The following is a 21,745-nucleotide window of genomic DNA, read 5'->3' as shown; positions in this document are numbered from 1 at the left end:
GCATGTGGGACATTCGGTAGTCCATGTCACAGACACCAGTCGTCGTGAAAGCGGTCCGAACACCACAGGGGAAAGAAGACGGCGTATTCGCCGACGTCCGCAGCGAAGACCTCTCGGTCCCGCTGATCGACGAGATCCTCGCGGAAACGGGCCTCTCGAGCGACGAGATCGACGACCTGATGTGGGGGTGTGCACAGCAACGCGACGAGCAGGGGAACAACGTCGCCCGCGTCATCGCCTTGCTTTCGGAGCTGGGCGAAGACGTGCCGGCGGCGACGATCAACCGGTGGTGTGCCTCCTCGATGCAGGCGATTATCTCCGCGTCCGACGCCATCGCGGCCGGCAACCGCGAGGCCATCATCGCCGGCGGCGTCGAGAACATGAGCCGCGTCCCGATGGGAGAGAACATGGGCAACATCCACCCGCGGATGGCCGAACTCTACAACGTTGGCGAACTCCAGATGGGAATGACCGCCGAGAAGGTCGCCGAAGAGTACGATATCAGCCGCGAGCAACAGGACGAGTACGCCGCCCGCAGCCAGCAACGCGCGGTCGACGCCACCGAGGAGGGCCGCTTCGACGACGAGATCGTTCCGATCGAAACCGATTCCGGAACCATCACCGAAGACGAGGGACTCCGCCCCGGCACGACCCCCGAGACGCTCGCCGAGCTGCCGACCGTCTTCAAATCCGACGGGACCGTCACGCCCGGCAACGCCTCCCAGATCTCCGACGGGGCTGCCGCCGTGCTCGTCACGAGCAAATCCTTCGCCGAGGAACACGACCTCGAGATCATGGCTGAAGTCGGCATGAACAACGTCGCCGGCGTCGACCCCACCGTGATGGGGATCGGTCCGGTCCCGGCGACACGGGGCCTGCTCGAGCGAAACGGTCGCGACATCGACGAGTACGACCTAGTGGAACTCAACGAGGCCTTCGCCAGCCAGGCAGTGTACTCCCGTGACGAACTGGGTATCGACCCCGAGATCTTCAACGTCAACGGCGGCGCGATCGCGATCGGCCATCCGCTTGGGGCCTCGGGTGCCCGCCTGCCGGTCACGCTGATCAACGAACTCCGGAAACGCGGCGGCGGCCTCGGGTTGGCGACGCTGTGTGTCGGCTTCGGACAAGGTGCGGCGATCGAGTTCGAGGTCAACTAAGACGATTGGCCAGGGATTTTGGTCCAGATTTTGCGAGCGAGGAACGGAGTGACGAGCGAGACAAAAGGTGGTTGCGACAGGGTGCGGCGATCGAGTTCGAGGTCAACTAAAACGCGCGAGCTGGCAACCGGCGATTTAGGTAGCTCGAGCGCGTCAGCACGCGTATGGAACGGCTGTTGCTGGCGGTCCTCGTGGGGATTCCGCTCGTCTGGCATCTGGGGCTGACCGGCGTCGCCTACTACGACGCCGGCCGGGTCGGCCTCGAGCCGCCGAAGAAATGGGCGGCGATCACCTTTTTCATCCCGGTGATCGGCTTTTTCATCTACCTGTTCGAGCGCAGCGAGCTGTCCTACGATCCCGAGACCGACCCATATCGGGGGCACAACGTCAACATCCACCCTTCGCGGGCCGACGATACCTCGCTACCCTCTCGCGGTGACAAGCGGCTCTCGGCGGACGACCTCGAAGAGGATGGGGAGGACAGCTAACGCCGCGGTTCAGTAGACAAATTCGGGTCGAGAGCCACGGTCACGGCATCGATCGACGGACGGTCATAGCTTCAAGCCGGTAGCCAATGAACGGTCGACCGAGATGTCCGACCACGGAACCGTCACCTTCGTCCCCAGCGTTCACTTCTCGCCGACGCACCGCCGCCGCGTCCGGGCGACGATCCGCGAGAGGGAGCCCGACCTCGTCGCCGTCGAACTCGACGAATCACGTTTCGAGCGCCTCGAGCAGCGCGACCGCTCGGGGCCGGCCGAACTGGCGCGGACGCTGCCACCGATGGCCGCGCCAGCCTACGCTGCCCTGCGGGCGATCCAGCGGACGGTCGTCCGGCTGTACGGACTCGATCCCGAACAAACCGACATGGAAGCGGCCGTCGAAACCGCCGCCGAACTGGACACCGACGTCGCGCTCATCGACGACCCGATCGCCGATACCGTCACCGAACTCTCGCGTCAGCTCGGACCGGAGATACTCCCGAAGGTCATGGTCCGGATGGGAACGATGGGGCACGAGGAGTACGCTACTCAGGTCGACATGCTGGCGCTGCCGCTCAGCGATATCCGGAGCGGCGATGACGTACAGCCCGCGATCGACCACCTGCGGTGGCTCCTCCCCGAGGTCGCGGCCGTGCTGATCGACCGGCGCGACCGCGCCATGGCAGAGCGACTCCACGTACTCCGCCAGGAAGGACACGACGTCGTCGCAGTTATCGGTGCCGGACACCACAACGGTATCGAGCGACACCTCGAGGAACTCGAGACGGGAGCCACGGACGAACGGCCGGCCGCGACCGTTCCGATCAGAGCGCCGGCTCGATCAGTGACCCGGATTCCGATCCAGTAAGTAAAACCGAGTTCGATCGAGGGTTCGGTCGCCCTCGCGCGATCAGTCGTCGGCCGGCGCGCCCTGGTTCCCCTCGAGTGCCGCGTCGGGGACCGTCCCGTCGTCGTTCCAGCCGCGTTCGTCGTAGTACTCGTCGAGTCCCTGCTCGAAGTCCGGAATCTCGTAGGGCAACGCGTCGTCGTCACGGTCGAAGCCGCGCTGGTTGTTGAAGTGACGCTCGAGCGAGACGATCTCGCCGCCGATCGCGAGCAACTCCTCGTAGTCGGCGTCGAGCAACGTCTCGAAGCGGTCTTCGGTGATGAAGTCCCGCGAGAACTTACAGAGGACGGCGCTGTCTTTGATCACGTTGATGTTCTCGAGTTCGACGACTTTCGGCGGTTTGCCCTCGAGCCCGGCCTTGTCGAAGGCGTCGTCGGCGTCGACCAGCGGGTACTCGTAGGGGTAGAACTCGGCGTACATGTGGTCAGCACCGCGATTCGAGGTCGCGAAGGCCAGGCCCTGTCCGTTCAAGGTGCGGCCGTCGTGGGCGGCGAACTCCATGCCCTTGACCGTCCAGTTCTCGACGTCGAGGTCGTCGTGGATGCGGTCGATCCCGTCCGCGAGCTGGTCGCCGACACCCTCGCGGTAGGCGATTTTCTCGACGAGGTCGTGAATCAACTCGGCGTTGCCGAACTCGTCTTCGCTGGCGAGGTAGGCCGCGACGGTGTCGCCCGCAGAGATGGTGTCGAGCCCGAGTTCGTCACACAGCTTGTTCGATTTCATCACGTCGACAATATCGTCGACGCCCGAGTTGGGGCCGAACGCCATCAGCGTCTCGTACTCGGGGCCTTCGGTCTCGAGGCCGGACTCCTCGTCTCTGGTCGGCAGTTTGCAGGCGAACGCACACGACGAGCAGGTGCCTTTCTTGTATTTCTTCTCCTCGACGCGGTCGCCGTTGACGCCCTCGATCCCCTCGAAGGAGAGTTCGGAGAAGTACCGGGTTGGCAGGGCCTCGACCATGTTGGCGTACTCCGTGACCGACGTGGTACCCTGATCGCGCATCGGGCTGTCGGAGTTGGCGGCCTCGCCGTGGACCTCCATCTGCAGCGGCGGGAGTTCGACCTCGCGGGTCGAGTCGCCGTCGAAGGTGATCGCCTTGACGTTTTTCGCGCCCAGCACCGCACCGAGCCCGCCGCGGCCGAAGGCCCGCTCCTCGGAGGTCATGATCGAGGCGAACCGGACCTCGTTTTCGCCGGCCGGCCCGATAACGACGGTGTGCTCCGAGCCGAGGCCGTGTTCGTCCTCGATGTACGCACAGGTCTCGGGAACGGTCGCCTCCGCGAGGTCGGGCACTGCTTCGAATTCGACGCCTTCGTCGGTGACATGGACGATCACGAGGTCGTCGCTCGCGCCGGTGATTTCGACGGCGCTGTAGCCCGTCCCGGTGAAGTTCCGCGAGAGGAAGCCGCCGGCGTTCGACGACAGCAGCCCGTCGGTCAGCGGCGAGACGCCGGTCGCCGACATCCGGCCGGTAAAACTCATCGTCGAGTGCTGGAGCGGCCCCGTCGCGAAGTACAGCCGGTTGTCGGCACCCAGCGGGTCGACGTCGAACGGAATCCGGTCGTGAGCGAGTCTCGTCCCGAGCGCCCGGCCGCCGATGGACGACTCGAGGACGTCGTCGATAGTCACGGACTCGGCTGTCCGTTTGCCGACGTCGATCGAACATAGTGGTCCTCGCGTATGTTTCATACTACCACACTGGTGGACACGGCCGCAAAACGGTATCGGTTTCGGCGGTCGTCCCGGCCGTTCGAGGACGGAACGCACGGATCAGCGATAGCGTGGCCAACTCGCTCGAGGCAACGATCGTCGACTGCGACTAGACGGGTGCCGATCGTCACGACGACAGCCGCTCACGCGTCCGCGTACATGCGGTCGATGCGGTCCTCGAATCGGTCCATGATGACCCGGCGTTTCTTCTTCATCGTCGGGGTGAGCATCTCGTTTTCCTCGGTGAACTCCCGGGGCACGAGTTCGAACCGCTTGATCGTCTCGTGTGGTTGGAAGTCCTCGTTGATTCGATCGACCTCCTGTTGGACGTACCCGTGGACGCGCTCGTCGTCACACAGTGCCTGTGGTTCGTCGGGCAGGTCGATTCCCTCCTCCTCGGCCCACGATCGGATGTGTGCCTCGTTGGGAACGAGCAAGGCACCGACGAACTTCTCGCCATCGCCGACGACCATCGCCTGTTCGACGACCTCGCTGGCGGCGAAGGCGTCCTCGATCGGCCCAGGCGCGACGTTTTTGCCCGTCGAGAGAACGATGAGCTGTTTCGCGCGGTCGCGAAACTCGAGATAGCCGTCGGGGCGGATGTGGATGATGTCGCCGGTCCGGAACCAACGGCCGGCTGGCGCGTCCTCTGGCTCCCCGACCAGCGTGTCGTCTCGCGATCGCTGCCCGCTCGAGCGGTCCCTGAAACCCAGTTCCGTGCTACTCCCGGGAGCGTCGTCGGTAAAGGCACGCCGTGTTGCGTCGGGGTCGTTCCAGTAGCCCTGCGTGACGTTCGGCCCCCGCACGAGGAGTTCGCCGACCGCACCAGGGTCGTCCGCGAAAGCAGACTGATCGACGACCGTCTCGTCGACGGTCACCTCGACGTTCGACAGCGGCGGCCCGATCGTCCCGATCTTCACGGCATCCGGTGGATTCGTCGAGACGACCGGCGCGGTCTCGGTCAGTCCGTACCCCTCGTAGATGGGCAACCCCATCGCGTGATAGAGCCGACAGAGTTCCGACGAGAGGCTGCCGCCGCCGCTGATCAGCAACTCGAGGTTGCCGCCGAGTGCCTCCCGAACCGACGAGAAGACCAGTTCGTCGGCGATCGCCCGTTTGGCGCGCAACAGCGGGCCCGGCGAATCTGCCTGCTGGTATGCGACGCCGACGTCGGTCGCCCACTCGAAGAGCCGGGCTTTGACGCTCGAGGTACGTGCCTCCTCGCGAATGGTGTCGTAGATCGTCTCGTAGACGCGGGGAACGCTCGTGGCCGTCGACGGCTCGACGGCGCTGAAATCCTCCTGGAGGGTATCCGGACTCTCCGCGTAGGCGACGCAGGCACCGGTCGCGAACATGACGAAGTGGCCAGCGGTCCGCTCGAAGACGTGTGCCAGCGGCAGGTACGACACCGCCACCGACTCCTCGTCGAGCGTCGGCACGTCGTCGTCCCTGTCCGGTCGTGGTCCGAAGCGTTTCCGAACCCCGTTGACGTTCGCCCGGAAGTTCCCGTGGGTCAACTGGACACCTTTGGGCTGGCCCGTCGTCCCGCTCGTGTAGATCAGACTCGCCAGGTCGTCGAGGTCCGTCTCGGCGAGTCGCCGCTCGTAGGCATCGCGGTCGAAGGCTGCCTCACCGCGGTCGTAGACCTCACCGAGCGTCAGGATGTCGTCACGGTCGTCGTAGCCGTCGAGTTCGTCGATCGAGACGAGAAAGTCGAGGTCGAGGTCGTCCTCGACCTCGAGAACTCGCTCGAGCAGAGCCTCGTTCTCGACGACGACGCCGTCGGCGTCGGGGTCGTCGAGCAGGTAGCGGACCTGATCGGGCGAGGAACTCGTGTAGACAGTTGTGACGACTGCGCCGGCCGAAAGGAGGGCGAAGTCCGACTGTGCCCACTCCATTCGCGTCGCCGAGAAGATAGCGACCCGATCCCCACGCTCGACGCCGAGCGTGTGAAAGCCGGCCGAGAGCCGACGGACAATCGCACGCATCTCGGCGTACGAGATCGGTCGGAACTCGCCGGGTGTCGCAGCGGGTAGCGCAGACCCGGTCAGCGATCGGTCGTAAACCCCGCCTTTGTACTGCTGTGCCGGCCGGTTCGAATACCGCGTGGCAGCGTCTTCGAATAGCTGGCCGAGCGGGGTGTCCCCGATGACCGCATCCACGTACTCTCGTTCGGCGTCCCGCCAGTCCATAACGCATGGGAATGTCACCCAAAGAAATAAAACGTGATGAAACTGCTCTCGGCTGTCGAAGCGTTTATCCAGCGGCCGTCAGTGATCGACGCCGAGACGGTCTGCTGTAACGAGTTGCCGGTACAACCACAGGGCGGTCGGGGTTGCACCGGCAATGACTTCGAGTCGTCCGTAGACACCTCGCACTCGAAACGCCGCGGCGGCGATCACTCCCGGTGCTCGAGATAGCCCAACACGCCGCGGGTGTTCAGCTTCTCCTCCTCGGTGGCTTTTTCCTCGCCCCAGACGTCGGCCATGTCTGTCGTCGCAGCGAAATGCTCGATGACCGCCTCGTCGTCCTCGAGTTCCTGTCGTTTCTGTGCGACTGCGTCGACCCACTCCTCGAGGACGGTCGCGTACTCCTCGAGAGCGCGGTCGAGGTCGTCGCCGACGTACCGTGGACCGAAGTGGGGATAACAGAGCACGTCGGGATCGAGTGCCTCGAGCGTCTCGAGGTCCGCGAGACACTGCTCGAGGTCGAAATTCGAGGGTGGTGAAGTCACCCGAATCTCCTCGATTTCGGGCACCCAGATACCGGCGGCGTCAGCGACAAAGACCGCATCGTTTTCGGGATCCTCGAAGACGACCTGGTGTGGCGCGTGGCCCGGTGCCGCGTGGACGCGCAGCTCGTGGCTACCAAGTTCGATGACGTCTCCGTCTTCGATTTCGACGATCCGTGCTTCCGGGATGGGCTCGGGTTCGACGTAGTACTTCCACTGCTCACCGACGGCCGCTTTCGTGCCGGCAACCAGTCGCGAGGGGTCGACCATGTGATCGGTCCCAATGGGGTGGACGTAGACGTCGGCGTTCGGATAGTCCCTGGCGAGAAAGCCCGCGCCACCGGCGTGGTCGAGGTGGATGTGCGTCAGTGCGATGACCTCGAGATCATCTTGGCCGATGCCGACCTCGTCCAGTGCCTCACGAAGCAAGTCATAATTAGTGCCGATGCCGGTGTCGACGACGGCGGGACGGTCGTCGTCGATGATGTAGACAGCACCGTACTCGTCCGTATCGTACATCCCCGTATCGAGATAGTAGAGATCCGAACAGTCACCGGTCGTGACTTCGCGGATGTCTCCGACTTCCATACCGGAAGCCTGTCGTCACGTAGCATAAAAGCTCGCGTCGCGGCCAACCGGCTATCGCCGCGGGCTCGAGGCGATCGCGTCTCAGTCGTCGTCGACCGAGTCCTTCCACTCGCCGATGCCGGAGGGATCGAGGTGAACGTGTGCATCGCCGACGTCGTCGATCCCGCGCAGTCGGTTGATCAGTTCCGATTCGACGTCGTGGGCCTCTCGGAACGGCATGTCGCCATCGACCTCGACGTGGACTTCGACCTCGAGGACGGTTCCGTCGTAGAAGACCGTCAGGTCGTGGACGCCCTCGACAGCGTGATGGCGCCGGAGGGCGCTGACGATTTCGTTACGTTTCTCGGGGCCGGGTGCGGCACCGATGAGGTAGTCGACGTTCTCTTTGCCGATCTCGACGCCCTGGTAGACGACCAGCAGGCTGACGAGGCCACCGGCGATGGGATCGAGCAGTGGCACGCCGAGCAGCACGCCGAGCACGCCGACGATCGCGGCGATCGACGTGTAGATGTCGTTCAGACAATCCACCGCGAGCGCGGTGAGCGCGGTCGACTGCAGGCGTTCGTTGACCCGGACGGTGTACGTATAGACGAGATACATATCCACGATCGAGAACGCGAGCGCCGCGAGCAGCAACACGCTGAACTCGACGTCGGTCCCGAAGACGATCCCCTCGAGGGACCGGTAGAGCAGATTCAGCCCGAGCAGCGCGATGACGGCACCGACGAACAGCGCGGTCAACGGCTCGATCCGGTCGTGACCGTGTGGGTGCGTCTCGTCGGGTTCGTCGAACGCGCTGCGCCCCCAGACGAGCACGACGACGCTGGCGACGAGATCGGCCACCGAGTGGGCCGCGTCCGCGAGCAAGGCAACGCTGCCGAACGCGTATCCCGCCGCCCCCTCGGCGACGATCTTGACGACGTTCCCGAGGACGTTCACCCACGACGCCCGCGCGAACCCGCCTCGGTCGCCGTCCACGACACCGTCATCGACCATAGCTCGGTTTAGAGGGAGTCTAAACTTGGCTCTTTTCCTTCCGAGTTTCGAGCCAATCGATACCCACGATCTGGTTTTCGGAATCCTCATTGTGGGTCCACGAGAGAGACGAGACAACCGGGCGATGGGGCCCGCCTCCCCCAACTGCTGACCGTCACTGGGCGTTCGTCTCCCACGGACATCTCGCGGCGGTCGGCTGACGGTCCCTGACACCACGTCAGCTATGGCAGCCGATCACCCCCTCGTTCGACTCGAGACGCTCGCACTGATCGCCGTCGGCGGCTTCGCCGGCTCGAACCTCCGGCTGTTCGCGATGGAACTGCTCGCGGACGTACCGTCGATCGTCCTCGTCAACGCCGTCGGCAGCGCGGTGCTCGGCTTTCTGGTCTACGAAGCCGAGTACACGGGTCACATCGGCTCGCAGACACGGACGGTCTTCGCGACCGGCTTTCTCTCATCGCTGACGACCTACAGCACGTTCGCGCTCCAGACCGCGTTCGCGGCGGGCCCACTCACGATCGGCGGGATCGTCACCGCCAACTATGGGCTTGGGTTCGCCGGCGTTCTGGTGGGCCGCGCGCTCGCCCGTCGACTCGGCGCGTCGCGACCGACCGGCGGTGAGACGGCGTGAGCGCGAGTTCGACGATCGTTGCGGACGCACTCGCCGGCAGTCTCGTCACCGTCGATCCTGACCCGGCTCACGTCGTCGGCACCGGCGGCGCGATCGGCGCAATCCTCCGATACTGGGTCGGCCAGCGCGTCTCGAGTCGCGTGCCGAATTCCCAGTTCCCACTGTCGACGTTCGTCGTCAACGTCGTCGGCAGTTTCGTCCTCGGATTCGTCGTCCTCGCGGGCGCAGGCGAGTCGACGCTGCAGCTGGTTGGGACTGGGATCTGTGGTTCGTTTACGACCTTCTCTTCGTTTTCGGTCGAAACGGTCCGACTGTACGAACGCGGCGACAGAGGCCGTGCGGTGGGCAACGCCGTTGCCAATCTGGTGTGTTCGCTCGCGGCAATCGGGCTTGCGTGGGGGGTCGTCGCTACGGCACCCCTATGACGCGTGTCCCCACGCTCGCGACGAGACACGTTCGTGTTCGTTCAGGAACGGTAGCAACCCACATGCCATTGTGCGATTCGCTCGCGTTCGACCCGCGGTAGGTTTATGTCCGGACTACGTCATTCGCCGCTATGGAGGGTCGCCAAACCGCGTGGCGCATCTACCACGAGTCGCTGCCGATTCTCGTGGTCAGTCTCGTCGGCGGTATCTTCGCGGGCTCGGTCCTCGGTTCTGAGGGGATGACAGCAGGGTTCGAACGGTTTCCCGGCATGCTGTTGTTGTTACCTGCGTTCCTCGCGACCCGGGGGAACGTCTACGGCGCGCTGGGCGCGCGGATCTCGAGTGGCCTTCATCAGGGGATGATCGATCCCGAATTCTCGTGGGATCGACGGCTGGTCAACGCGGTCGTCGCCTCTTTCATCAACGGGATCGGCGTCTCGGTGTTCATCGGCGTCCTCTCGTGGGGGATCTTGCAGATTCTGGGGCGTGAATCCGCACGACTCGTCGAACTCGTCTCGATCATGCTCGTCTCGGGCGTGCTCACGTCGACGACGCTGATTTTCGGCCTGCTGGGGCTGGTGTTTGTGAGCTACGAGCATGGTCTCGACCCCGACAATCTGATCGGCCCGATCGTCACGACCCTCGGCGACGTCTTCGGTGTCGTGTTCCTCTTTATCGCGCTGACTATCGCCGAGGTGATCTTCTGATGGCCGCAACCGACGCCGACGACGCGCTCGATTCCTGGACGATCCGGAACATCGTCGCGACGATGTTCCCTATCCTGATCGTTCTCTCCGTCCTCGAGATGGGGTCGGGCTACGTCCTCGAGGAACTCCAGGAAACCTATCTCGGAAACCCGACCCTGCTGGTGCTCGTTCCCGTCATGATCGGGATGGGCGGCAACCTCGGCGCGATCCTCTCCTCGCGGCTCTCGACGCGGCTCCATCTCGGTGTTCTCGAGTTCGACCCCCGCGACGAGGTGCTGTGGACGAACGTGATCGCGATCCTGGGGCTTGCGGCGACGGTCTTTTCGGCGCTTGGCGTTGCCGCCTGGGTCGTCGGACAAATCATCGCCGAACCGATGGCGCTCGCCGATCTGCTGGTCATCTCGATCGTCAGCGGCATGCTGCTGGCGGCGATCGCGATCGTCCTCAGCATCAGCGCGACGTACGTCTCCTACACGCGGGGGTTAGACCCCGACGATACGACGATCCCGGTCGTCACGAACCTCTGTGACATCCTCGGTGTGGTCGTCCTTTCGGGGGTCGCGATCGTCGTGCTGAACTGAGACGGACCGCTATCAGTCTGCTCGTCCGGACTCACACGTGTGGAATTCGGCGGGGACGGACGCGATGCTACGGGATAAGAATACTCGAGAACGGACGACCTCCCGTCATAGCTCTACCTTGTGACCAGAGGTACTTAAAGGACGATCGGAACGCGGTCTCCTGAGCGAAACGCGAACGGGTTACGCGGTTGCGAGCTCGCGGAAGTCGGCTGCGGCCGTCCGAGTCCCCTTCGAGATGAGCACGTCGCCGCCACGTAGTTCGGCGTCGGCGTCGGCGACCAGCAGCCACCCCTCGCCAGGCCGACGGATGGCGATCACCGACATCGTCGAGTCGGCATCGGGCACGCCGGCGGTTACCGCAGTCCCATCGAGGTCGCTGCCCTCGTCGACCACGACCCGGGTGATGATCTCGTCGCTCTCCTGGACGGCCAGCTGCACGACTGGATGGACGTCGATATCGCGCAGGACGCCCTCGCTGATCTCAACCGCGGTGTCGCTGATCCGTTCGGTACAGTTGCCCAGCTGGATCAGCCCGCGCAGGACGACCGGCTCCGTCGCGTCGGCGGCCGCCCGCAGCGTCCATGCCTCGAACCGGGACTGCATCGCGTCGACTTCGACCTCGAGGTTGCGGACCTCCTCGGCGAGTTCCTCGCTGTCGAACAGCACGCTGCTGTAGGCCAGATCGACCGCCAGCTCCGAGAAGTCCTTCATGTGGATAATCGTATCCACGGCCCGCTCCAGGTCGTCGATGTCGGGTGTTTCGACGGTCGGTGCCTCGTAGCCCTCGCCGGTCAACGTCTCGTAAACCTCGCCGATCGACGAGTCGGGGCCCCGCAACAACGCCACGTCGTCGGCTTCGATGCGCGTCTTCGGCCCCGGGTTGAGCAGCCAGTCGGTGCCCCGCCGGAGCGCGATCGCACGGACGCCCGTCTCGGACTCGAGGTCGATGTCCTTGAGCGTCCGGCCTGCGTACGGCGAATCCGGGTCGACGACGCCTCGAACCAGGGTCTCGGCAGCGTCAGGTAGCGCCGCCCGCATCGCCTCGGGCAGGCCCATATCCTCGAGGACGATCTTCGCGATGTCGCCGGCGGCGTCGCTGATATCGTCAGCCGCGCCGACGATCCCCAACACGGGCGCGAGCTGCTCGGCGTCGGCCGGCTTGCGCGCGGCCATCAGGAGGCTCATCCGTGCACGCATCTCGAGGACGTCCATGCGCTCTTCGAGCCGGAGCACCTCGGTGGCGAGTTCCTCACTGCGGTGGAGGACCGCCGAGTACGAGAGGTCGATCAACAGCTCCGCGGTGTCTTTCATCTCTACGAGTACGTCCTTGACGCTAACGGGCTCGTACTCGATCGACGCCGACGATGTCTCGCCCTCGAGCGGGTCCATGTCTCGAGAGTCGGCCCGCCGACGAAAAAAGCGTTTCCCGCCGCCGTCACAGACACTCGTAAGACGCAGCCTTCCGACACGGTTTTGCCCGGGCACAAAGAACGCACGGGCAAGACCAATGCTCGACCGGACCTATATACGCGAGAATACAGAGGAGGTACGCGACGCTCTCGAGAACCGCGGGGCCGACGTCGACATCGACGAGTTCCTCGAACTCGACGAACGCTGGCGCGAGCTGAAAGCACGCGGCGACGACCTGCGCCACGAGCGCAACCAGATCACGAAAAAGATCGGCAAACTCGTCGCAGACGGCAAAGACGAAGAGCGCGAAGAAGCCATCGAGCGCTCGCGGGAACTCAAAGCCGAGATCGAGGAGGTCGAGGAAGAAGGCGTCGAACTCGAAGAGGAACTCCGAGAACGCATCCTCGAGATTCCACAGATCCCCCACGAGAGCGTGCCGCTGGGACTCGACGAGCGCCACAACGTCGAGGACCGGCGCTGGGGCTTCGACGATCTGCGTGACCTGCCCGACGAGATCACCCCCCACTACGACCTCGGCGAAGACCTGGATATCATCGACGAGGAACGCGCCGCGAAGACGACCGGCGCCGGCTTTTACTTCCTCAAAGGCGAAGGCGCACAGCTCGAGCACGCCCTAATCCAGTTCATGATGGACATTCACCGCGAACAGGGCTACGTCGATCTCTTCCCTCCGATTCCGGTCAAAAGCACCTCGATGCGCGGCACGGGCCAACTGCCGAAGTTCGCCGACGACGCCTACCGGCTGGGCGGCAGCAACGAAGAGGAGTACGACGACGAGGACCTCTGGCTCTGCCCGACCGCGGAGGTACCGGTCACCAACATGTACGCCGGCGAGATCCTACTTGACGACGACCTCCCGCTGAAACACCAAGCCTACACGCCCAACTTCCGGCGCGAAGCCGGCGAACACGGCACCGAAACCCGCGGCATCGTCCGTGTCCACCAGTTCAACAAGGTCGAACTCGTCAACTTCGTCGAACCCGAGGAGAGCTACGACCGCCTCGAAACCCTGCTCGGCGAGGCCGAGGAAGTGCTCAAGCGTCTCGGGCTTCCCTACCGCATCCTCGAGCTCTGTACCGGTGATCTCACCTTCGCCTCCGCGAAAACCTACGACATCGAGGTCTGGGCCCCCGGCGACGACATGGACGACGGTCCCGACCGCGGCGGCCGCTGGCTCGAGGTCTCCTCGGCGTCGAACTTCGAGGACTTCCAGGCCCGTCGCGCCGGCCTGCGCTACCGGCCCGAGCGCCACGAATCGGCCGAATATCTCCACACCCTGAACGCCTCGGGGCTGGCGATTCCGCGCGTGATGGTGGCGATCCTCGAGTACTACCAGAACGAGGACGGCACGGTGACGATCCCCGAGCCCCTGCAGCCGTACATGGGCGGCAAGGAAGTCATCGAGGGCCACGAGAAGGTCGGCGAGTCGGCGTTAGGTGCAGGCGAGCGTGAATAAGCGATAATAGCTACTGAACGTCATTGCACACCTGATTGCACGAGTGCTGTGCGATCAGTGTGGAAAGCGTTTCAGTTGTTATTATAACAAATCACTTCTCGGACGCTGCTCGAGTCCGTTTCGATCGAGTTTCGTCACGATCCTCGAGCCGCTGGACCGCAGTTCGTGCGTTTTCAGCCTCATCCGACGACGCAACCTGAACTGATCCGGGTTCGAACTGGATGTCCCTCGGTAGCTGTAGCTGGTGCTGGCACCACTCGAGAAAAAATAACGAGAAAAACCAAAACTCGCGAGACGCGAGTCGCGTTTAGATGTAGTCGATGCTCGGCGGCAGTTCGAGCTTCATGCCCTTGCGCTCGCGGATCTCCATGATCTTCTCGCGCTGGAGGGAGTCGGACATGAATTCGAAGCCGGCGTTTTCGGTGTTCCAGGAGGCACGACCCTCGGTCGCAGACCGGATGTCGCTTGCGAAGCCGATCATCTCGTCGACGGGTGCGATACCCTCGACGACCATGAGGTCACCTTCCTGGTACATGTCGTCGACGCGACCACGGCGGCCCTGAATCTCGCCGGAGGCAGCGCCCATGTGGTCGTTTGGCACGTCGATACGGACGTCCTGCATCGGCTCCATCATCTTGATGTGACCGTCGATGAGCGACTTGTGGACGGCCTCACGCGTGGCCGGAATGACCTGTGCGGGACCACGGTGGATGGTGTCCTCGTGGAGCTTGGCGTCGTGCAGACGGATGAGCGTTCCCTGGACCGGCTCGTTGGCGAGCGGACCGTTGTCGAGGGCTTCCTCGAGCCCCTCGATGAACAGCTCCATCGTCTCGTTCAGGTGCTGGATCCCTTTGGTCTGGTCGAGCAGGATGTTCGTGCCGTGGATGTGCTCGACGACCTGGGAGTCGTCTTTGTCCATGCCGGCTTCCTGGAGCGCTTCACGGCGCTCGAGTTCGGGCATGTTCATCGACGCCTCACCCATCCGGATCGTTTCGACGATCTCCTCGCTGAGCGGCTCGGCGGAGATGTAGAACCGGTTGTGGCGGTTCGGCGAGATACCTTCGACCTCGTCGCTTGCACGGTCGATGGCCTCGCGGTAAACGACGATCGGCTCACCGGTGTTGACCGGGATGCCCTGGTTCTTCTCGATACGCTGGGTGATGACTTCGAGGTGAAGCTCTCCCTGCCCGGAGATCAGGTGTTCGCCGGTGTCCTCGTTGATCGTAATCTGGATCGTTGGGTCCTCTTTCGAGACCTGTCGGAGCGTCTCGATGAGTTTGGGGAGGTCGTCCATCGTCTGGGCCTCCACGCTCTTCGTGATGACCGGCTCCGAGATGTGTTCGATCGACTCGAAGGGCGTCATCTCGACGCTCGAGACGGTCGAACCGGCGATCGCGTCGCGCAGGCCGGTGACGGCTGCGATGTTCCCGGCAGGGACATGATCGACTTCCTCTCGTTCGCCACCCATGTAGATGCCGACGCTCTGGACGCGGTTCTTGCCCGCAGTGCCCGAGACGTACAGTTCCTGGCCCTTCTCGAGGGAGCCCGAGAAGACACGACCGGAGGCGACTTCGCCAGCGTGTGGGTCCATCGCGATGTCGGTGACCATGAAGACGACGTCGCCGTCCTCGTCGACGAGACGCATCTCCTCGGCAAGGTCGGATTCGTCGTCACCACGCCAGATGCGTGGGATACGGCGGGGCTGTGCGTCGACAGGGTTCGGGAAGTGCTCACAGACCATGTCGAGGACGACGTCCGACAGCGGCGTCCGCTCGTGGAGTTCCTGGCGCTTGTCGGCGCGCTCGAGTTCCATGATCTCGCCGAAGTCCATGCCGGTACGCTGCATCGACGGCATCGAGACACCCCACTTGTACAGTGCGGAGCCGAAGCCGACGGTGCCGTCTTCGACGGAGACGGTCCAGTCGTCGATGTCGTCCATGTCCTCGGTCATGCCACGAATGAGTTCGTTGACGTCGTGGATGACCGAGAGGAGTCGCTCCTGCATCTCCTCGGGACCTTCCTGCAGCTCGGAGATGAGACGGTCGACCTTGTTGATAAACAGGGTCGGCTTGACACCTTCGCGGAGTGCCTGTCGCAGGACCGTCTCGGTCTGAGGCATCGCGCCCTCGACGGCGTCGACGACGACGAGTGCGCCGTCTACAGCACGCATCGCACGCGTGACGTCGCCACCGAAGTCGACGTGGCCCGGCGTGTCGATGAGGTTGATGAGGTGGTTGGTTCCCTCGTACTCGTGGGTCATCGAAACGTTTGCCGCGTCGATGGTGATCCCACGTTCCTGTTCGTCTTCCTCAGTGTCCATCGCGAGTTGCTCACCGGCAGTCTCGTCGGAGATCATGCCGGCACCAGCGAGGAGGTTGTCAGAAAGGGTCGTTTTTCCGTGGTCGACGTGAGCGGCGATGGCGATGTTCCGGATGTTCTCCGGTTCGTCCATCAGCCGTTCACACTCTTGGACGATCTTTTTGCGTCGGCCCATATACACCCTGTTACCGCCAGCGGGGTCAAAAGGGTAGTGTTTCGTCGCCGCCGAAATCCGTCGTATTTCACGGTTCGAACGCCGGAATGTCCAATTTGCGTGAGTGAATGGCTCTCACAATTGTCGCACGCTGCGGCCGACGGCCGATCTCGACCGAACGTGTACCGATTGGCGGAATAGTCACTATCAAAAACAGTTATTGTTGCGTGAATTGGGTCTAAGAACAGATGTGCGACTCGAGTCGACGAGCGTTTCTGTTGGGGGCGGAACGATCGCAGTCGGGGGCTGGTGGGGCTGTCCGGCTGTCTCGACGACGACCTGAGTTCTGACGAGGTAGACCGCGAGAGCGGCGAGTCGGTCCCCCTGCCGTCGTTTCACCGATGGCTGTACGCGCCGGCGGCGATCGGCGCGGCGGGCAATGCGTACACGTACGCCTCCGTCGACAGCGACGCGCTCGTGAACCCGATGGGGTACGGGTTGCGCTCAAGTCCAATTATCGCCGACAAGGCGACGAAATTGATCGCCGAGTACGTCCCGCCGATGATCGCCGAGTACGGGATCGACGTCGACGGCGCCGTCGACGTCAATCACGGCCCGGGGCCCGGCGGTGCATCCGGCGTCGCCGTCTTCGGCGAATTCGACGCGACCGAACTGCGGGCGGAGTCCGCTAACGCGGCCGAGAACGAAGAGACGGTCGAGACGGGATCGTATGCAGGGCACGGTCTCTACTTCGACGAGGAGACCAGCGTCGCGATCAGCCACGGAACGTTCGTCACCGGATTCAGCGGCGACGAAATTGCGGGTGGACGAGCTGTGGTCGAGGCGTTGATCGACGCTCGAGACGGGGCGGTCACCAGACTGCACGAGGTCGACGAGACGGCCGAAACGCTCCTTCGCCGGCAGGGCGAGCGGCCGATCGTCTTCGGTGCGCCCGCGGTTGAGGAGGAGACCGGGCGCCGCTTCCGGCGATCCCCGAACGAGACGGACGACGGAGCCGACATCGACCTCGAGTCCGTCCGGATTCCGACCTCGATCGATCCGGTCGCGGACCGCATGTGTTCCCGTGATACGTCACCGTCGGACACCGCAAAAGAGTCAAATCCCGTCGGTCCCTTGGTAGAGCCACACATGGATCTACGCGTCCAGGGGTCTGGTCCGACCGCTCCGTTCCTCAGTGCCAAAGACCTCTTCGAGACCGAACACGACCTCTCGCTACCGGTCTACGTCCACCTTCGGGACGATCCCGACGAACGAACCTGGGCGGCCCACTACGACGACCGCCACGTACTCAACATCTCTCGACAGGCCGCCTCGTCGGCGATGGCCCGCGAACTCGCCCTCCACGAGTTCGCCCACATGGCCCGCCACGAACAGCGCCATCCCTCCCATACCCAGTCGACCGAAGAAGTACTCTATCTCGCACTGGCCGGCAAACGCGTCGAACAGCGCAAGCTCTCACACTGCTATCAGATCGCAAACCACATGAAAGACATCTACGCCGACGACATCACACTCTCTGTCGGCCCCGGCGAGAAACTGCTGTCATTTCTCGAGTCGAGTCTCGCCGCAGCGGTCGTCGACCGCCCCGAGACGCCATCCCGGCCCGGTCTCGAGCGCCGCTCCGCGAGCGCCGATCCCGAGATTACGGCAGTCAACGCTGCTTTCGCGCTGGCACTCGCGGAGCGACACGACCTCGTCGACAGCGAGCACCGATTGTACGATCTCGCGCATGCGGCCGCGATGGACGCGCCGGAGATCGATTTCGGAGAGTTCAAACGACGCTTCCGGGAACTCGCACGCGAACCCGACACGAGCACCTACCGGCAGGTGCTCGTCGATGCGACGCGAACGTACGTCAGCAGCGAGGCCCCCGCCGCGGACTGACAGGACCCCGTCTGATCTCGGCGGACACCATCCCAAAGTCGCATCCGGCCGACGAATACAGTCGGCCCGAACGCTTATTGGTTGCTGCAATGACTAGACGATTATACTAGTAATGCTCACGCGAACGGACCGCGTAGAGACGACTGAGGACGGCTTCTCCAGCGAGTTAGCACGATTGAAGCGCCAAGGGGCAAGCGTTCTCGTCGTCGGCTCCAGTCGGCCGGACCATCGCCAGGACACCTGCCAGCGACTATTCGGGTGTCCGACAGGTCGTGTCCGCCGGCGCGTTCTCGTGTCGACGACCGATGGCCCCCACCTCGTCTCACAGCACATCGACGCCACCGACCCCGAGACACTTTCGGTTATCAATTACGACACCCGGGCCCGCAGTGGGGCGACGACAGCGACAGTCTCTCCCTCGATCGAACCGTTCGCCACCGACGTCGACACCCTCGCCGATCTAGGCATCGCTATCACGAATGCGATCGACTCCTTCGAAGCCGAGACGGACGTCCTCGAACCGGCCGAAGTCAGAGTCGGGATCGACTCGTTGTGCCCACTGCTCGAGGCGTACAGCCATCGACAAGTGTTCAAGTTCCTGCATCTGATCAACGGCCGAACGAAAGGTATCGGCGGGATGGCACACTCTCACCTCCCAGTCGAACGAGACGCACGGATCGTCCCGACTCTCAGACCGCTTTTCGATATCGTCGTCGAATTACGCGAACACGACGGCGACTATCAAGAGCGGTGGGGGATCACCGATGAGACTGAGAGCTCCGATTGGATCTCGATACCCTCGGCATGAGCACCGCTACAGGTCGCTGTCCTGTGCCGATCTGCCCGCGATCCGATATTTCTGTCCACTCTCGAGCCGCTGCCTCCCACTCGGGATTTGTCCGGTGTCTGAACTAGGAGGAGAAGCGAGAGACAACAAAACGACGGGGTCGCGTCGACGGACAGTGATGTGACTCCCCGTGAGAAAACAGAGCGAAAATCGACCGACGGATCGCGTTAGCGTGCGGCTGCCGCGACGCGCTCTTTCTCTTCTTTCTGGCTGACCGCGTAGGTCTGGACGTCGTAGTTGGCCGCGCCGATGAGCTGGCTGGCGATGGCCTCTGCGACGGGCGTCGCCGTCTTGAACGAGTCGTTGTAGACGCCTTCGGCAAGGAACTTCAGGGCCTGGTCGACCCGACGCTGGGGAGCGACGTCGACGGCCTTTGGGACCGAAATCCCACCGTATTTCAGGCGGACGGTCTCCTCTCGCGGAGCCGCGTTCTCGACGGCCGTCACGAGCACCTGAATCGGGTTGTCCTCGGTGCGCTCGTGGATGATCTCGAACGCATCACGGACGAAGTTGAGCGTCTGCTGTTTCTTGCCCGTGTTCTCCTCGGTCTGCATCAAGCGGTTGATGAAGCGCTCGACGATCGAGATTTCGGACTTCTTGAACTGCTTGCTGGCGTGGCGACCCGCGGTGTGCGCGACGGGCGATACCGTGATGTAGCGCTCGGTCGAGGGGTCGGCGTACTCGATTTCGCCGATCTCCCACTCGCCGAAGAGCTTCGCCGAGACGTCTGCGCCGCCGGCCGGCGCGTCCGGATCCGGTTGATCTTCTGCCGCCATGATTATCGCACCGGTTTCTCTGCGTTTCCGCGAACGAGTTCCTTCAGCGCGACGCCGTTGACCTTGTCAACCTTGTAGTTGACACCGGAGAGGTCACCCATCGCACGACCCTTCGCCCCACCGATACCGGCGATGGTGACTTCGTCGTGTTCGTCGATGAACGAGATTGCACCGTCACCGGGACAGAACGCGGTGACCTGCTTGCCGTTCTTGATCAGCTGCACTCGAACGCACTTTCGGATCGCCGAGTTGGGCTGCTTTGCCTCGATGCCGACCTTTTCGAGTACGATACCGCGAGCCTGGGGCGCTCCCTCGAGGGGGTCGGACTTCTCGCGAAGTCCACGGGCGCGGCGCGCGTAGTCAGAGTCGGACCACCGCTGGTTCTGGCGGTCCTTCTTGAGCTTGCGCGCGGCATATTTGCCGTTTGCCATAGTACCCGTCGCTATCCGTCGAAGCCACTTAAGCGACCCGTTTCGAATCGGCGAAACGGCTCGAGATCGCTTTAGATGTGGTGCTCGTCGGATCTGCGGGCGTTTCGAGGACTCGAGTTACGGCCGGAGCACGGGTTAGCGACGCTCGGCAGGCGAGAGGTTTCCGAACGGCGATCGGTCGATCAACTAGCAGCCATCCGTCTCACCCGTCGAACGCTTCGTTTCGCTGAGCCTCATTCCCGCAAGTGCAGCTGGTCCACCGGCAGTGTCACGGAGTGCGTTTCTAGCGCCGATCGTAAACGTTCGAACAGTGCGAGTCTGCAGGCTACTAGCGCTTGTCACCATCACGGTTCACTCATGGCCGAACGTGTCGAGAGTACGCCGTAGGCATCGTCAGGCGTATACTCCTCGTACCACGTCGAGATTTCTGCAGTCGGATCGTGGTACCGGTCGTAGAAGTCGTAGTGTTCGTACCACGTCCCAGCGTCGTGGTGGCCGGGCCCGAGCAGACGGAACGGCTCGGGCGGTGCGATTCCCATCCGAAGATAGCAATCACGGACCTGACAGAGGAGGTGGCGCGTGATCTGACGCGTGAGGTCGTCCAGCGAGTCAGGATCGAACTCGAAAATTTCGATGCGAGCGTTGGGTTCACGGTCGATAGCTGGTTGTTCACCCCATTGGGTATGATACTGGCCGGCTGCGTCATCCCAATGAACGTGAAGGTCGGACACGTCCTCGATAAGGAGCCCGTCGTGAAGACGGGGAACGTCTGTCTCATCTATCCCCGTTACGTCAGCGAGTACGTCAGAGAGAACGGTTCCGTCCGGTCGTGTCTCCGTCGGATCGATCGCGCGTCCAAGTGCCGCGATTACCTCATCGGTCTCGAGCAGATCCCCCGTGAGCGATTCCAGCGCCGGCTCATCGATACCGACGTAGACGTCTTTCTGATAGACTACATCCGCGGGCCGGATTTCGTCGGGGACGGAAACAGCCGGCTCGGCGTCACCGTGAATGTGGGCGAACTGCTGGGCAAAGTCGCCGAAGTATTCCTCGGCAGCCGCCGATGTCACCGGTGCGATCGCGAGCGCAGCGGCCGTGATTCGGTCGGGGTTTCGCTGCCAGTCCAGCGTGTCGTAGCCGCACTCGCGGGCCACCCAGTACTTCGCGAAGCGCCGAGCCTGATTGACATGCTCATTGCCTTTGACCGTCCGTTTGTCGGGGTCATCCGGATAGCCGTCTTGTTCGTGTGCATATATTTCACCATTGCTCTTATGCATCTCAATTTGATGCACAACATCATTGTTGTCCGTGACTTGGGTCCCGATGTCCTTCTTGTCCTCTCCGATAATTTCGGATTTCATACACTCTACCTAGAATTTCGTGTTGTCTGATCCAGTTTCATCTTTCGCGGCTTTTAGCGCCATCTCTCGGAACTTGTCGGTCCACTCCTGTGGTGGTGAGTAGTCACCGAGATCGCTGATCCACTCGCTGGGGAACCGTGCTTCCTG

At 63.2% G+C, this 21,745-nt stretch carries 19 protein-coding genes; 10 read left to right on the top strand and 9 right to left on the bottom strand.

All coding sequences use genetic code 11. The annotated features are described in order from the left end of the window. Positions 1 to 23: 23 nt before the first annotated feature. From ACFR99_RS18575 to ACFR99_RS18565, 3 genes are all read left to right on the top strand, one after another. The gene (locus tag ACFR99_RS18575) at positions 24 to 1,160 is read left to right on the top strand and encodes a thiolase family protein (RefSeq protein WP_390290670.1); all 1,137 of its coding nucleotides are present in this window, start codon (positions 24 to 26) and stop codon (positions 1,158 to 1,160) included. 164 nt (positions 1,161 to 1,324) lie between these two features. Further along, positions 1,325 to 1,648, top strand: a complete 324-nt coding sequence (locus ACFR99_RS18570; protein ID WP_390290667.1) for a hypothetical protein — start codon at positions 1,325 to 1,327, stop codon at positions 1,646 to 1,648. A 103-nt stretch (positions 1,649 to 1,751) separates the two neighbouring features. Continuing rightward, positions 1,752 to 2,510: a TraB domain-containing protein gene (locus ACFR99_RS18565; protein ID WP_390290664.1), complete on the top strand. Its 759-nt coding sequence runs from the start codon at positions 1,752 to 1,754 to the stop codon at positions 2,508 to 2,510. A 42-nt stretch (positions 2,511 to 2,552) separates the two neighbouring features. On the opposite strand, the gene ACFR99_RS18560 is transcribed toward ACFR99_RS18565, so the two are convergent. The 4 genes from ACFR99_RS18560 to ACFR99_RS18545 form a co-directional block, all read right to left on the bottom strand. Continuing rightward, complete coding sequence (locus ACFR99_RS18560; RefSeq protein ID WP_390290661.1) at positions 2,553 to 4,238, bottom strand: aldehyde ferredoxin oxidoreductase family protein; 1,686 nt, start codon at positions 4,236 to 4,238, stop codon at positions 2,553 to 2,555. Between the two features lie 164 nt (positions 4,239 to 4,402). Then, complete coding sequence (locus ACFR99_RS18555) at positions 4,403 to 6,451, bottom strand: AMP-dependent synthetase/ligase (protein WP_390290658.1); 2,049 nt, start codon at positions 6,449 to 6,451, stop codon at positions 4,403 to 4,405. Positions 6,452 to 6,657: 206 nt separating this feature from the next. After that, on the bottom strand, positions 6,658 to 7,578 hold the full coding sequence (locus ACFR99_RS18550; RefSeq protein WP_390290655.1) for an MBL fold metallo-hydrolase: 921 nt from the start codon (positions 7,576 to 7,578) through the stop codon (positions 6,658 to 6,660). Positions 7,579 to 7,659: 81 nt separating this feature from the next. After that, positions 7,660 to 8,574, bottom strand: coding sequence for a cation diffusion facilitator family transporter (locus tag ACFR99_RS18545; protein WP_390290652.1), 915 nt, complete (start codon positions 8,572 to 8,574; stop codon positions 7,660 to 7,662). A gap of 223 nt (positions 8,575 to 8,797) precedes the next feature. Here ACFR99_RS18545 and ACFR99_RS18540 point away from each other — a divergent pair, with 223 nt between their 5' ends. The 4 genes from ACFR99_RS18540 to ACFR99_RS18525 all read left to right on the top strand — a co-directional run bounded on the left by ACFR99_RS18540 (position 8,798) and on the right by ACFR99_RS18525 (position 10,918). Next, complete coding sequence (locus tag ACFR99_RS18540) at positions 8,798 to 9,205, top strand: CrcB family protein (RefSeq protein WP_390290649.1); 408 nt, start codon at positions 8,798 to 8,800, stop codon at positions 9,203 to 9,205. Next, positions 9,202 to 9,630: a fluoride efflux transporter CrcB gene (gene crcB, locus ACFR99_RS18535; RefSeq protein ID WP_390290646.1), complete on the top strand. Its 429-nt coding sequence runs from the start codon at positions 9,202 to 9,204 to the stop codon at positions 9,628 to 9,630. The genes ACFR99_RS18540 and crcB overlap by 4 nt, the downstream gene beginning before the upstream one ends. Before the next feature lie 131 nt (positions 9,631 to 9,761). Then, positions 9,762 to 10,337, top strand: a complete 576-nt coding sequence (locus tag ACFR99_RS18530) for a magnesium transporter (RefSeq protein ID WP_390290643.1) — start codon at positions 9,762 to 9,764, stop codon at positions 10,335 to 10,337. Continuing rightward, positions 10,337 to 10,918, top strand: a complete 582-nt coding sequence (locus ACFR99_RS18525; protein WP_390290640.1) for a magnesium transporter — start codon at positions 10,337 to 10,339, stop codon at positions 10,916 to 10,918. Before ACFR99_RS18530 ends, ACFR99_RS18525 begins: the two co-directional genes overlap by 1 nt. 180 nt (positions 10,919 to 11,098) lie before the next feature. Here the strand turns inward: ACFR99_RS18525 and ACFR99_RS18520 are convergent, their stop codons facing one another. Further along, complete coding sequence (locus tag ACFR99_RS18520) at positions 11,099 to 12,307, bottom strand: potassium channel family protein (RefSeq protein ID WP_390290637.1); 1,209 nt, start codon at positions 12,305 to 12,307, stop codon at positions 11,099 to 11,101. Positions 12,308 to 12,425: 118 nt separating this feature from the next. On the opposite strand from ACFR99_RS18520, the gene serS reads away from it, so the two are divergent. Next, the gene (gene serS / locus ACFR99_RS18515) at positions 12,426 to 13,805 is read left to right on the top strand and encodes a serine--tRNA ligase (protein ID WP_390290634.1); all 1,380 of its coding nucleotides are present in this window, start codon (positions 12,426 to 12,428) and stop codon (positions 13,803 to 13,805) included. 307 nt (positions 13,806 to 14,112) lie between these two features. Here serS and ACFR99_RS18510 read toward each other — a convergent pair whose 3' ends face one another. After that, positions 14,113 to 16,299, bottom strand: a complete 2,187-nt coding sequence (locus ACFR99_RS18510; RefSeq protein WP_390290631.1) for an elongation factor EF-2 — start codon at positions 16,297 to 16,299, stop codon at positions 14,113 to 14,115. A 1,128-nt stretch (positions 16,300 to 17,427) separates the two neighbouring features. Here ACFR99_RS18510 and ACFR99_RS18505 point away from each other — a divergent pair. Together ACFR99_RS18505 and ACFR99_RS18500 are read left to right on the top strand one after the other, a co-directional pair. Beyond that, the gene (locus tag ACFR99_RS18505) at positions 17,428 to 18,183 is read left to right on the top strand and encodes a DUF5781 family protein (RefSeq protein ID WP_390291304.1); all 756 of its coding nucleotides are present in this window, start codon (positions 17,428 to 17,430) and stop codon (positions 18,181 to 18,183) included. Between the two features lie 112 nt (positions 18,184 to 18,295). Continuing rightward, positions 18,296 to 18,991: a DUF7504 family protein gene (locus tag ACFR99_RS18500; protein WP_390290628.1), complete on the top strand. Its 696-nt coding sequence runs from the start codon at positions 18,296 to 18,298 to the stop codon at positions 18,989 to 18,991. 206 nt (positions 18,992 to 19,197) lie between these two features. On the opposite strand, the gene ACFR99_RS18495 is transcribed toward ACFR99_RS18500, so the two are convergent. The 3 genes from ACFR99_RS18495 to ACFR99_RS18485 all read right to left on the bottom strand — a co-directional run bounded on the left by ACFR99_RS18495 (position 19,198) and on the right by ACFR99_RS18485 (position 21,598). After that, positions 19,198 to 19,806 carry a 30S ribosomal protein S7 gene (locus ACFR99_RS18495; protein WP_390290626.1) on the bottom strand — a complete coding sequence of 203 codons (609 nt, stop codon included), beginning with the start codon at positions 19,804 to 19,806 and terminating at the stop codon, positions 19,198 to 19,200. Positions 19,807 to 19,808: 2 nt separating this feature from the next. Continuing rightward, complete coding sequence (locus ACFR99_RS18490) at positions 19,809 to 20,237, bottom strand: 30S ribosomal protein S12 (RefSeq protein WP_004267302.1); 429 nt, start codon at positions 20,235 to 20,237, stop codon at positions 19,809 to 19,811. Positions 20,238 to 20,581: 344 nt separating this feature from the next. Then, complete coding sequence (locus ACFR99_RS18485; protein ID WP_465260907.1) at positions 20,582 to 21,598, bottom strand: DUF7958 family protein; 1,017 nt, start codon at positions 21,596 to 21,598, stop codon at positions 20,582 to 20,584. Positions 21,599 to 21,745: the final 147 nt, after the last annotated feature.

This window comes from Haloarchaeobius amylolyticus (genome assembly GCF_042678045.1).
In the GTDB taxonomy this organism is placed as follows: Archaea; Halobacteriota; Halobacteria; order Halobacteriales; family Natrialbaceae; genus Natrinema; species Natrinema amylolyticus_A.
The sequence above is the reverse complement of the archived record's forward strand: the minus strand, read 5'-3'. Positions and strand labels throughout refer to the sequence as shown.